The following is a 15133-nucleotide window of genomic DNA, read 5'->3' on the forward strand; positions in this document are numbered from 1 at the left end:
GGGCCCGTAGCGTCGTACCCAGCGCAGCACAGCACGGCCGTGTGCCCGAGTGGTTGAGGGACTCGCCTGCAAAGCGAGTTACGCCGGTTCGATTCCGGTCACGGCCTCTACGACGGGTTGAGGGCCGCCCGGGGAGTGTTCCGCGGGCGGCCCTCAGCCCGTCGGCAGGTCGGCAGCCCGAGCAGGAAGCCCGCCGTCATCCGCGCACCGGAGCTCCTTGGCCACGGCCAGGCCGGCGGAGTGGTTGATGGCCATGTAGTCGGCGCGGAGAACGTCCCCGCCCTTGCTCTCGTCCCACTCCTCGTGAAGCAGGATCTTGATCCGCAGGGGAACCTCCGGTGTGGAGCCGACTCGGGAGCTGACGCAGTCATAGGAGAGGTGCATGAACTTCCCTGGACTGCTGGCAACCCGCACACCCCGGTCGCTCCCGGACGGGAAGTCGGCGGGATCTCCGGCGTACAGGCTGAAGGCGGTGAACTGCAGCGTCACCGTCGGCACGTGAAGTTCCTTCTCGGATCCCGAGACCTCGCAGACCGCCTGAGGCATCTCGCGGATCCGGTTGCCAGACCTGTACGCGTCCTCCATCACCTGCGCGACGGCCCTGGCATCCGGATTCCACTTCTGGTTCCGGAGCCGGAACTCCGTGGATTCGAGGACCCGCTCCAGCCCCTTCCCACCATCTCCCGTGAACAGGCCTGCACAGACCTGGTCAGCCGAAACCCTCGCCACGGTCGGCGCCGGAGCCGGTCGCTCCGGCGTTCCGCCGGAACAGCCCACCGCCGCCATGGGGACGAGCACCAGGCACCCCAGCGGGCGCCGTATCCGTCCGTGGTTCACTCGACGCCCTTGGTCTGCGCCTCGTGGCCCTGCTGACGGGCGGTGGAGTTGCCCGTCATATAGCCGCTGCGCATCGACTCGTAGAGGTTGTTGCCGAGGACGCTGTTCCGGTCGACGTCATGACGCGTCATGAAGGCCCGCATGGGCGCCTCGGCGCTGTACTCGCCGCTCTGGAACGTCGCCTTGTTGTCGTCGTGCGTCTTGCCGTCGAGATCGTCCTTGTGCTGCTCCTTGGCCGTCTCCGACCATTCCCCGATGACCTGCCCTGCGGCCTGCTCCACGAGACCGGTACCGGTGTCCATGGCCAGGGGGACGACGACCGCCGCCGCACCTGCCGCAGCAGCCGTGGCGGGCAGGAAGGCAACACCGGCTGCGATGGCAGCCGTGGTGCCGAACTCGATCCAGGACGAGTTCTGCTCGTGCGCCCTCTCGTACAGCTCCTGCTTCCTGTCGTTGACTCCCTTGACCTGCTCCGCCCGTGACTCGTCGAGGATTCCCTGAACCTCGGCACCGGTACGGATCGCCGTCCGCGCCCGGCCCTCGTCGATCGCGCCGTCGTGCACCCCCTGGCTCTCCAGGACGCTCGCGGAGTAGACGCGTTCGGCGGTGGACACCGTGGCATAGGCGTCAGGATGCTGTCCCAAGGCGGCCAACAGGTCGCGGACACCGGCGCGCCCGAAGCTCGCGTGCGTTGCCCCCTCGGATCGTGGGGCGAAGATGCTCCGCTGGTCGTTCTCGTTCAGCGCCCAGTTGACGTCGTCGACGTAGCCTGCGGTCATATTTCCCAAGCTGTCCGCGAGGACCTCCTGGCGCATGAGCAGTCCGGCGTCGCCGCCGTACTTCAGCGCTACAGCCTCCATGACGTGCGCCCCCGTCTCGGTGCGGTGGAGCTCCGGCTTGGGGTCGTCCCAGGCGTGGCCGAGAGTGGCCGCTTCCAAAGCGTGTCCTAGGGCGTCGGGCATGTAGTTCCCGACCTTTTTCAGGTCGTCGGGGTTCATGCCCTCCATGTCGATGGTGGGGTGGTACTTCTCGTTCGCGAAGAAGTCGAGGTAGCTGGCGATCGGTTTCCCCTTGGCGTCCTTGCCGAGGTTGGCGTCGCCCGCGCGCACCGTCCCGTCCTCGTTGTACGAGGGAAGGTGCTCGCGCTTCGGGTCGAAGAACTGGGCCGACGCCTCCGGGCTGTGGCCCAGGGCCTCCAGGAAGCTGACGACCGGGTCGTAGCCCGCGCCGTTGATGCCGGAGGGGTTCAGCATGTTCTTGCCGTAGCCGTTGAGCTGGCGGGTTCCGGTGAAGAAGTCCGGGTTCTTGGCGTGGATCTGCGTCGCGTGCTCGGCGATCGGGACCAGGAACTTCGGGTCGTAGTTGCCGTAGCGCATGATCCCGCCGAGCAGCTGGTACCCGTACGGCGGGTTCTGGTCGTAGCGGGCCAGGGGGATCTGCTGGGTGCCCAGTTTGCGGAGCTCGGCCGCGTAGCTGTCGGGCAGGTGGGGTTCGGTGGTGGAGCGGGTGGCGGTGGCCAGGTTGAGGCCCAGGTTCTGCTGGAGTTCCTGGACGTCCTTCAGCCGCTGCTCGTCGAGCTTGCCGTACTCGTAGGTGTCGGTGGCCATGGTGCCGAAGAACTGGAGCGCGCCCTTGGGGCCGAGGTTCCCGTAGAAGGCGGTGGAGAACTCCGGGACCTTGGCGTTGTCGGCCAGTAGTTCGTTGAGTTCCGTGAGCTCGGCGTGCGAGAGGTTGCGGCCCTTCCTCGCGAGGTCGGTCGCGCGGCCGGCCTGTTCGGCGGCGAGGCTTGAGTACTTCGGGGCGCTGAAGTTGTGGTCCTCGGCGACGTTGGCGTTGAGGAGGCGGGCAAGGGACTGGTCGACGTCGTCGCAGGCGTCGATGAGGGCGTCGACCTTCGCCTGCCACTGCGCCTGGTTGGCTCGGAGGGACTGCTGGTAGTCGAGGTCGTGCCGAGCCGTGTTGCGGTCCGCGGCGGAGGCGAGGGGGACCGCGGTGACCTTGCCCTTCGCGTCGACCTGGAAGCCCGCGGCGGGGGCCTCCTCCTCGGCGATCTTCTTCAGCTGGTCGCGGGAGGACTTGAAGGCGTCGTGGCCCTGGGTGAGCGCCTGATGGATGCCCTTGGCTTCCTTGGCCGCGTCCTGGAACTCCTTGGCCGTCTTGTCGACGAACGGCCGCGCCACGCCCGCGGTGACCCCGCTCCACTGGGCCTGGTCGGACTTGGCCTTCATCCCGCTGCGGGCGGCCTCGGCCAGCTCCTCCAGCTTGGCGACCATCGCCTGCCAGTCGCGGACGGCGGTGGCGAGCTTGTCGATCGGGGCGTTGAGGACGTTCTCGTACGTCAGCACGGCCGCGCGCCTTTCCCTACTTGAGGTACTCGTCGATCTTGGAGGAGGTGAACTCGGCGTAGAGCTGCTGCTCTTCCTTGGCGTGGGAGGAGAGCGAGTAGTTGAGCCCGTTGGAGATCTGCGCGCAGGCGGCGACGAGGGTCTTGACCTGGCTCTCCCAGCGGCTGTTCGCCTTGGCGAGGGCGGCCCCGCTGGCGAAGCCCTCCCGCGAGAGCGCGCCGGCCGCCTCGCCGGAGGCGGTGGCGGCGTGCTTGCCGTCGGTCTGGAGGCGGGAGTGGAGCTTGTACGCCTCGCTGCCGACGGCTCCGATGTGGTCCTGGTTCAGCTCGAGGTCGGCGCCGGAGGCGGCGGGGGCCTGGTTGAGCCGCATGGAGACGTTGGCGGCGGCGGTGGCGCGGGCGGCGGACCATTCCTCTTCGAAGGACATGGCGTGCACTCCACTCGTGTGTCGGTTCAGGTCAGCGCTTGGCCCGGCGTACGACGACCGCGGTGACGGCTCCACCGATGAGAACGCAGGCCCCGAGTCCGAGGGCGATCCAGGGCGGACCGCCACCGTCGGCCTTTCTTACCGCAGCTTGGGGCTGCGACGCAGGCGATGGCGTGATCTTTCCCCCGGGAGAGGGGGAGCCGGCCGCGGCGGCGGCGAGATCGGGGAGGGGGTAGACGTCCGGAGGACCGGGGTCGCCGGGGGTGGGCAGCGCGACGCGGGGGCGGACTACGCCGTAGCCGATGTAGTCGTTGCGCTCTACGCCGTCGACGGGCTTGCCGGCGGTGTTGAGGAGGACGCGGAGGACCTGGTTGTTGGTCCAGGTGGGGTGCGCGGACCAGAGGAGGGCGGCGGAGGCGGAGGTTAGGGCGGTGGCGTCGCTGGTGCCGCTGCTGGTGCATAGCCCCGTCTCGCGTGCACACGCTGTTACGAGGCCAACACCGGGGGCTGAGATGTCGACCTGCGGCCCATGCTGCGACACCTTTGCTGCAGCCCCATCCGCATCAACCGCTCCGACCCCCACCACTCCAGGCGTCGCGGCCGGATAGAGAACGGGATTCGTCGTATCGCCGTCATTGCCAACACCGGCAAAGATCAATTTCCCCTTAGAAAGCGCGTACTTCACAGCATCGAGCCGCCCAGGGTCGTCCTTGGGAGTCGCCATGGAGATATTTATGACCTTGGCGTCCGAATCGGCCGCGAACCGAATTGCGGCAGTCCACGACGGGCTTGCAGCATTGAACTCGTGCGGTACCCGAATGGGGAGAATCTTGGCTCCAGGGGCCAGGCCGAACGCGCCGTCACCGCTTGGATGCCTTCCTGAGCCAGCGATCAACGCCGCCATCGTGGTCCCGTGCTTGTCATAGTCAGTACGCTCGTCGCCCTTGTAGCCATCCAGGCCTGCCGCAAAATCCCTTCCCGGTAGAACCTGACCCTCTAGTTCCGGAATACGGTCGACGCCACTGTCAATGACAGCAACAGTGACCCCCTTACCGGTGCTGATCTTCCAAATATCGTCAGCCTTCATGGCATCTAGATGCCATTGCTGCTCTCGAATGGTCTGCGCATGTGCCGGAGTAGCAGCAACGCCGGCCAAAAGTACGCCCATCAGGGCAGAGGTCGCCTTGCACATGCGCATCTGCTGCATTGTCCGATCCGCTCAGTCGATCACTGGCGGCACAACACGACGGTCACCCTGCCAGGTCTCTTCGTCTTCAGTCAGGTAGTCCGGGCGATTGCCGTCCTGGCCTCCACGGCGACGGGGCGATGCCGGGGAGGCCGTGCCACCATGGCCCACGGCACCGACGCCCGCTCCATTGCGAACAAGGCCCGACCCTCCCTGGGTGAACGGCTGGCCACCAGCCGTGGCCTGACGGCCCCCGACAACGCCACCCGGTTCCATCGCTAGCCTCCGACCAGTGACCGGACTGCCTGAAGCGCCGTGCGCACCACCGAGGCCGCCACCCATCATGCCGGGCATCCCGCGGCTGCCACCCGCGTACGGGCCTTCAGCTCCGATGACCGTGCCTCGCGGAATATTGGCGCTGGGTCCACCTGTGGCGATCTGTCGGCCACCCACGATGCCTGTATCGCGCGGCGACGGAACCGGGATGCCACCCACCTTGCCGCCAATGCCACCTGGGGCCCGGGGCACGGTTAGCGAGCCGCCGCCCAACGATGGCGGTCCACCGATTGGGGGCAATGGCGGTGGCAGGATCAGGCCGTTGCTGGGAGGGTTCCCACCAGGCACGCTCGGGCCGGGCCCGACAGGCAGACCCGGGGTCGGAGGCAGAGTCTTGTCCGGAAGGGTCGCGACATGGTCAAGATCCACATTCACGCCACGGCCCGGGATGCCCTGCGGGGAGGGCGACGGCGGCGCAGACGCAGGTCGTCCCGCATCAGATGAGGTGTGAGACTGCGTCAACCCCGCATCCGCGGAAGGGCCGCCACCACTGGGCGATACCACGGCATGGGTCGAAACACCGGAACCAGAAGGCCCGGCTGCAGCGCCGTCCCCCCGAGGGCGGGAGATCTCCTCGAAATCGACGCCCTGCGGCGCGAACACCGCTGGCGGTGGCGGAAACGTAGGAGCCTCCGTGCGGCTCAGTTGGGTTGCCGAGGCGTCGTAGGACTGGGCCAGTTTCGTCAGTTGCTGGACCGCCTGTTCGTGGTCCGCCGTCAGTTTGGCGTGGGCCGTCTGGCCGATCTGCTGGGCGTCCGGGTCGTTGTGGGACTTGCGGGCCGCCTCCAGGTTGTCGGCCGCCCCCTTGTCGTACTTCGGGGTGTTGGCCTTGACCTCGACCATCGTCTGGGCGGCGTGCGTCATCCACGTGCTGCCCGCGTCGCTGTACTTGCCCAGGGTCAGGGTGGCGTTGCCCGCGCGGCTCACCCAGTCATGGAAGGCGTGGGCCGCCTCGCCCTCCCAGCCCTTGACCTGGTGGTTCTTCAGGCTCTCGCCGATTTCGTTGAGCGCCTTCGCCGCGTCCGCCAGCTGCGTGGCGCGCGCCTTGACCGTCTCCGGGTCGAGGGAGGCGATCATCGCGAGCAACTGCTCGTGCGAGTAGCCCTCGAAGTTCGTCGTCGCCATCAGATCGTGCCCTTCGACGTGCTCGGAGTCGGGGTCGGGGTGGTCGGGGCGGAGGAGCCCTGGTGCTGCTTCTGGGCTTCCTTCTGCTGCTGGATGAGGGGGTCGCGGTCCTCTACGTACTCCTCCTTCGAGCGCCTGATGAGGGCCCGCATCCTCGCCTGCGTGTCCTCGTCGACTCCGGCATAGCCCTTGCCCGCCGTCTGGATGGCGATGCCGAGCGCCTCGATCTGCCCGGCCAGGCCCTGCGACAGCTTCTGGAGCTCGCTGTGGACCGTGTCGTACGCCTTGAACAGGGACTCCGCCTCCGCGAAGCCCGTGCCGAGGGTGCCGGCGGGGAGGGAGCCGTGGGCGAGTTTGCCGGCGTCCGCCTCGGAGCCGTCCAGCTTCTTCAGCAGGGCGTCGACCCGCTTCTTGGCGTCGGTCAGCGACTCGTACTCGACTTCGAGCGCCTTCGCCTGGCGCATCACCGCGTCCGCCACACCTCCGGCGATGTTGCCGCCGCCCAGCAGTCCCGGCGTGGTTTCGCCTGCCACGATGGCCTCCCCCACTTCCCGTCCCCGTCCGCACCCGTCCGCGCGCGTGCGTCCCCCCTGTCACCCGCCACTCTAACGACCGGCACTGACGGCAAGGTGGGGCAGACCGCTACGAGTTGGGCACCGCCACCGCCGCGGATGGCCGGATCGGGATCCTGTTCACCGGCCGCCCCGTCGCCGCGCGCACCGCCGAGGCCACCGCCGCCGGGGTCGTCACCACCGGGACCGCGCTCGCGGCCTTCGCACCGAACGGGGCCACCACGTCCCGTTCCTCCACCAGCCGGACGATCCGCACCGCCGGGGCGTCCAGGGACGTCGGCAGGGCGTAGCCCGTCAGGTCGGGGTGGCGGACCAGGCCGGCGACCGAGCGGAGGTTCTCCGTCAGGGCCGCGCCGACGCCCTGGGTGACGCCCGCTTCGATACGGGCCTCCAGCTGGCGGGGGTTGAGGACGCGGCCCACGTCCTGCGCGACGGCCAGCTCCACCACCCGGACCGTGCCGAGTTCGATGTCCACGTCGACCACCGCGCGGACCGCGCAGAAGGCCAGGCCCACGAAGGCGTCGCCCTGGCCGTGGTCGTCCAGCGGCTCGGTGGGGTGCGGGCGGCACTGGGCCGTCGCCCAGAGCTCCTTGCCCTCTATGGCTTCCGCCACCGAGAGGGAGAAGGCGCCGTCGTACGACGTGATCCGGCCGTCCTGGATCTGGAGGAGTTCGGTGGACATACCGAGCTTGTGGGCCATCGGCTGGAGGAGCTGCGTGCGGACCATCTTCGCGGCCCGCTCGACGGCCCCGCCCGAGACCCAGGTGTGGCGGCCGTGGGCGGAGGGGCCCGCGGGCGGCTGGTCGGTGTCCACGGGGGCGCAGGTCACCTCGTCGATGCCCAGCACCTCCTGGACGATCTGGCGGGCGAGGGTGGCGAAGCCCTGGCCGGTGTCGACGGCCGCGCAGATGACGGTGGCGGTGCCGCCGACCACCTTCACGGTGGCGGTGGACACCTCGTCGGCGCCCTCCGCGCCGAGCATGTGGACCATGCCCACGCCGTAGCCGACGCCGCGCCGCACCGCACCGGGCTCGCCCGCGCCCTCGGGGCCGCCGGGCAGCAGCCAGTCCTCCTCCGGGGTGTCCTTGGGGAGGGAGGGGAGGGGGAAGTCGCGGACCGAACGGAGGAGTTCGGCCACCGGCGCCGGGCAGGTGACGGTCTGGCCGGTGGGCAGGAGGTCGCCGGTGGCGAGGACGTTGCGCAGGCGCAGTTCCGCGCCGTCGATGCCGAGGGCGGCCGCGAGTTTGTCCATCTGGCCCTCGTAGGCTGCGCAGACCTGCATGGCGCCCTCGCCGCGCACGTGGCCGGAGGGCGGGTTGTTCGTGCGGACCGCCCAGCCCTCCACGAAGGCGTGCGGGACCACGTACGGGCCGCACGCGAAGGCCACGGCCGCCGCGAGGGATTCCGCGGAGGCGTCGGCATAGGCGCCGGCGTCCATCAGGATCTGCGCCTCGACCTTGACCAGCCGGCCCTCGGCGTCCGCGTGGTGGCGGTAGCGCAGCAGGGTGGGGTGGCGGTGGGCGTGGCCGAGGAAGGACTCCTCGCGGGTGGCGGCCAGTTTGACCGGGCAGCCGGTGCGCAGGGCGAGGAGGCCGAGCGGGAGCTGGAAGGCGGGGTCCTCGCGGTCGGCGGTGGCGCCGGGGACACCGGTGACGACGACGCGGACGCGGTCCGGGTCGAGGCCGAAGCAGGCGGCGGCGAGGTCGCGGTCGGTGTGCGGGTCGGTGGAGGCGGTGTAGATCTCGACGCCGCCGTCGGGGCGGGGCACGGCGAGGCCGGCCTCGGCGCCGATGGGGGCCGGGTCCTGGCGGCCGATGCGGTAGAGGCCCTCGACGACCACCTCGCCCGTGGCGTCCGGGTCGCCGTAGCGCAGCGGGATGTGCCGGATCAGGTTGCCGTCCGGGTGGAGCGGGGCGGCGCCGAAGGACTGCTCGGGGTCGGTGACGGCGTCGAGGAGCTCGTACTCGACGGCGATGGCGGCGGCCGCGAGGCGGGCCGTGTCGGGGTGGTCGGCGGCCACGGCGGCGATGGGCTCGCCGTGGTGGCGCACGACGTCGTGGGCGAAGACCGGCCGGTCGGCGATGCGGCGGCCGTGGGTGGTGGCGCCGGGGACGTCGGCGTGGGTGATGACGGCCCGCACGCCGGGCATCTCGACGGCGGCCGAGGTGTCGATGGAACGGATACGGGCGTGGGCGTGCGGGGAGCGCAGCACGGCGGCCCACAGCAGGCCCTCGGCCCACAGGTCGGCGGCGTAGGGGTAGGTGCCCTCGGTCTTGGCACGGGTGTCCGCCGAGGGGACGGAGGCTCCGATTCCGCGCGCGGGGCGCTGGTCGCCCGTGCCGCCGCCGTCACCGTCGCCGTCGGCGCCGCCGTTGAGCGTCGCCATGGTCATGGTGGTGGTCGTGGTGGTCGTGGTCGTCGCCGTGGCCGCGTCCTGCCCGCTCACGCCATGCCTCCGTTGTGGTGGATCCCGTCGAATCCGCTGCTGCTGGTGCCGTGGGTGGGGCCGTGGGCGCCGTCGAACCCGTGCGGGCCGGGGGCCGCGCCGCCGGCCGCGCCCGGGGTGCCGGGGATGCCGAGGGCGCCCGTCGTGTCGAGCGCGTCGAACGCGGCGAAGCCGCCGGCGTGGGCCACGCCGGACGGGTCGAAGCCGTTGCCGCCGAAGGTCCCGTCCGCGCCCGGGGCCGGCTCGAAGGCCGCCGACGCGTCGAAGCCGTTGCCGCCCAGCGTGCCGCCGGGGCCGCCGGGGCCGCCCGGGCCGCCGGCTACGGCCTCGAAGCCGCCCGGTACCTCGAAGCCGTTGCCGCCCAGTGTCCCGTTCGGGCCGGGAACGCCCGCGTCGAAGCCGCCGGACGCCTCGAACACGGCGGAGGCGTCGAAGCCGTTGCCGCCGAACGTCCCGTCGGGGCCCGGGGCCGGGACGTCGAAGCCGTGCACGCCGCCCTGGCCCGGCGGCGCCTGGTGCGGGATGAGCGCTTCCGCCGGGGCCTGCGCCCCCGCTTCCGCGGCCTGCGACGCGGTGGCCTCGCGCTCCGCGATGACCTCGCGGACCGCCTCGATGACGCCCTTGTAGCCGGAGCAGCGGCAGAGGTTGCCGCACAGCGCCTGGCGGGTCTCCAGCTCGCTGGGGGCGTGGTTGCCCTCCAGCAGGTCATGGATGGTCATGGCCATGCCGGGCACGCAGAACCCGCACTGCACCCCGCCCGACCTGCACAACGCCTGCTGCACGTCCGAGAGTTCCCCGCCCTGGGCCAGGCCCTCGACCGTGCGGACCTCGGAGCCGGCCGCGGTGGCCGCCGGGACCAGGCAGGAGGCGACGAGCCGCCCGTCGACCTGCACCGCGCACGCCCCGCACTCGCCCTGGGAGCAGCCGTCCTTGGCGCCGGCCAGGCCGAGCCGCTCGCGCAGCACGTAGAGCAGGGACTCGCCGATCCAGGCGCCGGTGACGGGCCGGTCGGCGCCGTTGACGCGCAGGACGTACGACGCGGAAGGGTGCTCGTGATGGGCGACGGCGGGCTGCCGTTCCTCCTCGTACGACGCCTCCCCGAGCGGGAACTCCCCGGTGTCGTGCCCGGCCGGGGCCGGCACGGCGCTGTCGGCGGTGTCCTCACCCGGCGCGGGCGCGGCCTCCGCTCCGGCGGGGGCACCGGCCCCCTCCCCGAAGCCGTGCCCGTCCGTCCCGCCCGGTACCGGGGCGGGGGCGGACCCCTCCCCCGGTGCGGCGTCGGCGCCCTCGGCCTCCGCCGGCCGCGGCCGCTCGTCCCCCGCCGGGGGCTGCGCCGGGCCGTGGCCGTGCGAGGCCTCGATGTCCGGGGCGGCGTCCAGCACGGACTCGGGCTCCGGCCCGGCCTGGGGGTAGCCCTCGGGCAGCGGGGTCCCGACACCGGGACCGCCCAGCACCCTCGGCCCGCGCCCCGGCACCCCGGCCCCGGCCCCCTGCGGCCCCTGGCCACCGCCGCCCGGCAGCACCCCGGAGCTCAGCGGCATCTCGGCCGCGGCCGCCACGGCCTCCGCCCCCGGCCCGCCCGGCACCTCGGCCGCCGCCCAGGGGGCCTGGGCCCCGCCCGGCAGCGTCACCGGGGCCTGGCCCCAGCCACCGTCCGCCCCGCCGGCCCGGAACTCCCCGGTCCCGCCGGGCAGCTCACCGCCGCGCCCGGCACCGGCGCCGCTTCCGGCAGCCCGGCCGAGCCCGAAACCGTCGGGGCCGACACCGTCCCCACCGATACCGCCGACACCGTCGACGCCACCCACACCACCGGCATCCGCACCCGCGCCGCCACCCGCAAGGTCGGCCGGCAGCGTCCAGTGCCCGGTGGCCGAGGACTCCTCGTCCTGGTGCAGCGCCTCCGGGAACTGCCATTCGGCCGTCGCCCCCGGGTCCACCCCGGCGTGCGGGCCGGCGTAGTGCTGCACGTGCCGCTGCTCCGCGAACCCCACGGGTTCCGCGCGCTCCGCGAACTGCGCGGGCTCCGCGAACTCCCCGGACTCCCCGTGCCCCGCATGCCCCGCGAAGCCCCCGGACTCCGCATGCCCCGCGGACTCCGCGTACTCCCCGTGCCCCGCGAACTCCGCGAACTCCCCGGGCTCCCCGTGCTGCGCCGTCCCGTGGGCCCCGGCGTGGGAGGCCAGCCGGGAGCCGGGCTGCGCCCGTCCGTCCTGGGCGGCGTCCGGCCGCGCGCCGCCGTGGAACTCCGCGTGCGCCTCGGGCTCGGCCGCCGCGAAGGCGGCCGCCACCGACGCCGGGAGCGGGATCGACGCGGGAATCGGCGCGCGGGACGGAGCCGCCGGCGCCGCGTCGGCGGCCTCGGCCTGCCCGCCCGCGCCGCCCGCCGCGGGCCACTGGGCCGGCATCGTCCAGGTGCCGGTGGCGCTGGGGTCCGTACTGCCGGACGAGCCCAGCGGCATGATCATCGGAGGCGGCACGAAGCCGTGCCCGGGCGCCGCGAGGGGCTCCCCGGTGTCGAGCGCGTCCAGCATGTCCTGCGGCAGCTGCACGAAGGCGGTGGCGTCGGAGTCGTAGTCGCCCCCGTGCGGCACCGGCTCCCAGCCCCAGCCGGCCCCCGCGGCCGCGCCCCCGGCGCCGCCGTTCCCCGTGTTCTGCGCGTCCCCGCTCGTTCCGCTCACGTTCTCGTTCTCACTCATGAGGTCAGCGCCCTCCCCAGGGCCCTGCGCGCCAGCACGGCGACGGTGCGCCGCAGATGCAGTACTCCGGCGGAGACCTGCTGCCCCTGGTCGGGCACGCACGCCGCCGCGACGTACTCGCCGAAGGCCTCCAGGGCCTCCGGGGCCAGACTGCGGTCCCCGTCCCAGTCGATCAGCGAGGCCACCCACTGCTCGGCCTCCAGCGGCCGCAGCGGCATCGGGGCCACCGCGCCGATCGCACACCGCACGCCCCGGCGCGCGGGGTCCAGCACGAGCCCCACGGAGGCCACCGCGCGCCCCGGTCCCGTCCGCCCCGTGGCCTTCAGGAACACCTGGGGGGCGTGCAGCAGCGGCACCCGCACGAAACCGATCAGCTCACCGGGACGCAGCATCTCCCGCCCGGCGAGCAGGTGGGAGACGGGGATCTCGCGCTGCGAGCCGCCGGGGCCGACGATGACCAGCACCGCCTCCAGCGCGGCCAGCACGGGCAGTGCGTCACCGGTCGGCGCGGCCGTCGCGATGTTGCCGCCCAGGGTGCCGGCGTTGCGGATCTGCGGCGGGCCGGCCGCACGCGCGGCCGTGGCCAGCGCCGGGATCAGAGCGGCGAAATCCGGCCGTCCCATCCGGGCGTGGGTCAGACCGGCGCCGAGCAGGGCGTGCCCGTCCTGGTACTGCCAGCCGCGGATCTCGTTGATCCGCCCGAGGCCCACCAGCGCGGCGGGCCGCAGCAGTCCGGCGTTGACGGCCGCCATGAGGTCGGTGCCACCGGCCACCGGGACGGCTGCGGGCATGGCGGCGAGCGCCGCGACGGCCTCGTCGAGCGAGGCCGGCAGCATCACGGACTGCGCCGCCTGCCCCGGCGCCGAATGCGGGGTGTGCGGCCCCTGAGCCGAATGCGGTGTGTGCGGTGCGTGCGTGGTCAACCCAGCTGCCCCTTCCCGATGTCCCGGTCCTGGCGCTCACGCCTGTCCGCCGTACGGTACGTGCTCACCGCCGGGACGTGGCAACTCTGGCACATCTTCGGGACCGCCCGGCGCGAGGGTCTCCCGGGTACCACCGGCCCCGGGCGTCCGGGTCCCGGCGGCGGGGCGCCCGGACACCTTCCGCACACCCGCCCGCCACGCCTTTTCCACCCGGGCCGGGCCCCCGGCCACCCCCACGGCCGGCCCCCTCCGCAGCCCCTCCGGACCCACCCGTACCACCTTCGTACGACACCGACCCGAACGTCCGTTTTCCCCCGGATACACCTTGTTCGAGCGACAGTTCCAAAGGTTCCAGAAGGTTCCCGAAGGTTCCCGAAGCTTCCCCAAGGTTCCCGTAGAGTTCCGCTTCCGGACGCGGAGGGCGCCGGCGGGCACACGCGGCTCCCCCGCGCCCCCGGGTCACACGATCGGGGGCGCGCCCTCGCGCGGACGCCCCAGCACCCCCGGCCGCCGCTGCCACGGCAGCGGCCCGCCCGGTGGCCGGTAAGCGACCCCGAGGGCGTCCAGCCGCGCCAGGTGCCCCGCCACCCGCCCCTCGAAGCGGGCCCAGTCACGGGATTCCGGTTCCGGCAGCCACGACCACACCGCCTCCGCGAAGGCGGCCAGCCGGGGGAACACCTGGTAGTCGACCCGCCCCTGGTGCTCCATCACCTCGGTCCACACGTTCGCCTGCGCGCCCAGCACGTGCGCGGCCGCCTCCGGCGAGAGCTTCGGCGGCACCGGCTCGAACCGGTAGACGTCCTCCAGCGAACGCACGTACCCGATGGGCATCGGCTCGTCGGGGCCGTCCGCCTGACGGTGGTCCAGGTACACCTGCTGCTCCGGGCACATCACCACGTCGTGCCCGGCCTCGGCGGCGGCGATCCCGCCCGCGTAGCCGCGCCAGGAGGAGACGGCCGCGCCGTCCGCGAGACCGCCCTCCAGGATCTCGTCCCAGCCGATGAGCCGGCGGCCCCGGTCGGCGAGCCAGCGGTCGAAGTGCCGGATGAACCAGGCCTGGAGGCCGTCCTCCCCGTCCACGCCCAGCTCCCCGATGCGCGCCTGCGCCGTCGCCGAGGCCCGCCACTGGTCCTTGGGGCACTCGTCGCCGCCCACGTGCACGAACGGTGAGACCTCGGGCGGGAACAGCTCCAGCACCTCCTCGAAGACGCCCTCGTAGAAGCGCAGGACCTCCTCGGTCGGCGCGAGCACGTTCTCGTTGACGCCCCAGTCGTCCCACACCTCCAGCGCGGCGGTGTCCACGACGTCGGCGTTGCCCAGCCAGGGGTAGGCGGCGATCGCGGCCTGGGAGTGTCCGGGGATGTCGATCTCGGGGACGATCCGCACGTGCCGCTCGGCCGCGTAGGCGACGATCTCGCGGATGTCGTCGTGGGTGTAGAAGCCGCCGTGCGGGGTCTCGTTCCACAGCGGGGACGCCCGGTGCCCCCAGCGGCTGCGGGGCCGCCAGGAGCCGGTCTCCGTGAGGAGCGGGTGGCGCTTGATCTCGATGCGCCACCCCTGGTCGTCCGTCAGGTGCAGGTGCAGCACGTTGAGCTTGTGCGCGGCCAGCAGGTCGACGTAGCGCAGCACCCCGTCCTTGGGCATGAAGTGCCGGGCCACGTCCAGCATCAGCCCGCGCCAGCCGAAGCGGGGACGGTCGGCGATGCGGACGTACGGCAGGTCCCAGGTCCGCCCGGGCCGCAGCGGGGCCCGCCGGTGGGCGTCGGGGCCCAGGAGCTGACGCAGCGTCTGGGCGCCCCAGAACAGCCCGGCGGCGTCCGCACCGGTCAGCTCGACCCCGTCGGCGCCGACGTCGAGCCGGTACGCCTCGGGCTCCGTACCCCCGGACCCCATGCCCCCGGACCCCGCGCCCCCGGGCTCCAGCCTCAGCCGCAGGTCGCCCGGCGCCCCCGCCGGGAGCGCCCACCCGGTGGCGCCCCCGACCTCCCGGCGCAGCCAGCGCGCGACGCCCTCGCAGCCCGGCCCGGCGTCGAGCACGGGCTCGGGCCCGAAGACGTAGCGGCGGCCCTCCTCGTCGGGAACGGCCATCCGGGGTACGGGGATCAGGTCCATGCGTCAGCCCCTCACGACAGAGCGCTCCTCGCGCCCGACCCTAGCCGCGCACCCGCCCCCGGCATAGGCCCCGGCGGCGAAAGGTCCGGACAAATGGATCCGGGTGCACGAAGGCCCCCGGGGTGCGC

Annotated in this window: 10 protein-coding genes and 1 tRNA gene; 1 reads left to right on the forward strand and 10 read right to left on the reverse strand. The window is 72.7% G+C overall.

Features of this window, described 5'->3' with window-relative positions:
* The first annotated feature begins 35 nt into the window (after positions 1–35).
* Positions 36–107: transfer RNA gene (locus BX286_RS14690), tRNA-Cys, on the forward strand.
* A gap of 46 nt (positions 108–153) precedes the next feature.
* Here BX286_RS14690 and BX286_RS14695 read toward each other — a convergent pair.
* The 10 genes from BX286_RS14695 to BX286_RS14740 form a co-directional block, all read right to left on the reverse strand.
* Positions 154–798 (reverse strand): hypothetical protein, encoded by a 645-nt coding sequence (locus BX286_RS14695; RefSeq protein ID WP_148710273.1) that lies wholly within the window; start codon positions 796–798, stop codon positions 154–156.
* A gap of 35 nt (positions 799–833) precedes the next feature.
* The gene (locus BX286_RS14700; protein WP_121015130.1) at positions 834–3182 is read right to left on the reverse strand and encodes a hypothetical protein; all 2349 of its coding nucleotides are present in this window, start codon (positions 3180–3182) and stop codon (positions 834–836) included.
* A 16-nt stretch (positions 3183–3198) separates the two neighbouring features.
* On the reverse strand, positions 3199–3609 hold the full coding sequence (locus BX286_RS14705; protein WP_100863571.1) for a hypothetical protein: 411 nt from the start codon (positions 3607–3609) through the stop codon (positions 3199–3201).
* 31 nt (positions 3610–3640) lie between these two features.
* Complete coding sequence (gene mycP, locus BX286_RS14710; RefSeq protein WP_121015132.1) at positions 3641–4816, reverse strand: type VII secretion-associated serine protease mycosin; 1176 nt, start codon at positions 4814–4816, stop codon at positions 3641–3643.
* A gap of 12 nt (positions 4817–4828) precedes the next feature.
* Entirely contained in the window at positions 4829–6256 is a 1428-nt protein-coding gene (locus BX286_RS36075; RefSeq protein ID WP_148710274.1) for a WXG100 family type VII secretion target, read from the reverse strand.
* On the reverse strand, positions 6256–6789 hold the full coding sequence (locus tag BX286_RS14720) for a DUF2563 family protein (protein WP_261993425.1): 534 nt from the start codon (positions 6787–6789) through the stop codon (positions 6256–6258). The genes BX286_RS36075 and BX286_RS14720 overlap by 1 nt, the downstream gene beginning before the upstream one ends.
* 109 nt (positions 6790–6898) lie before the next feature.
* A complete protein-coding gene (locus BX286_RS14725; RefSeq protein WP_167747585.1) occupies positions 6899–9274 on the reverse strand; it encodes a xanthine dehydrogenase family protein molybdopterin-binding subunit in 2376 nt (791 codons plus the stop codon).
* Positions 9271–11970: a 2Fe-2S iron-sulfur cluster-binding protein gene (locus tag BX286_RS14730; RefSeq protein ID WP_315974721.1), complete on the reverse strand. Its 2700-nt coding sequence runs from the start codon at positions 11968–11970 to the stop codon at positions 9271–9273. The genes BX286_RS14725 and BX286_RS14730 overlap by 4 nt, the downstream gene beginning before the upstream one ends.
* On the reverse strand, positions 11967–12893 hold the full coding sequence (locus BX286_RS14735) for an FAD binding domain-containing protein (RefSeq protein ID WP_079427376.1): 927 nt from the start codon (positions 12891–12893) through the stop codon (positions 11967–11969). Before BX286_RS14735 ends, BX286_RS14730 begins: the two co-directional genes overlap by 4 nt.
* Positions 12894–13352: 459 nt before the next feature.
* Positions 13353–15005, reverse strand: coding sequence for a beta-N-acetylhexosaminidase (locus tag BX286_RS14740; protein ID WP_079427378.1), 1653 nt, complete (start codon positions 15003–15005; stop codon positions 13353–13355).
* Between the last annotated feature and the right edge of the window lie 128 nt (positions 15006–15133).

It is taken from the genome of Streptomyces sp. 3211.6, assembly GCF_003634815.1.
In the GTDB taxonomy this organism is placed as follows: domain Bacteria; phylum Actinomycetota; class Actinomycetes; order Streptomycetales; family Streptomycetaceae; genus Streptomyces; species Streptomyces katrae_A.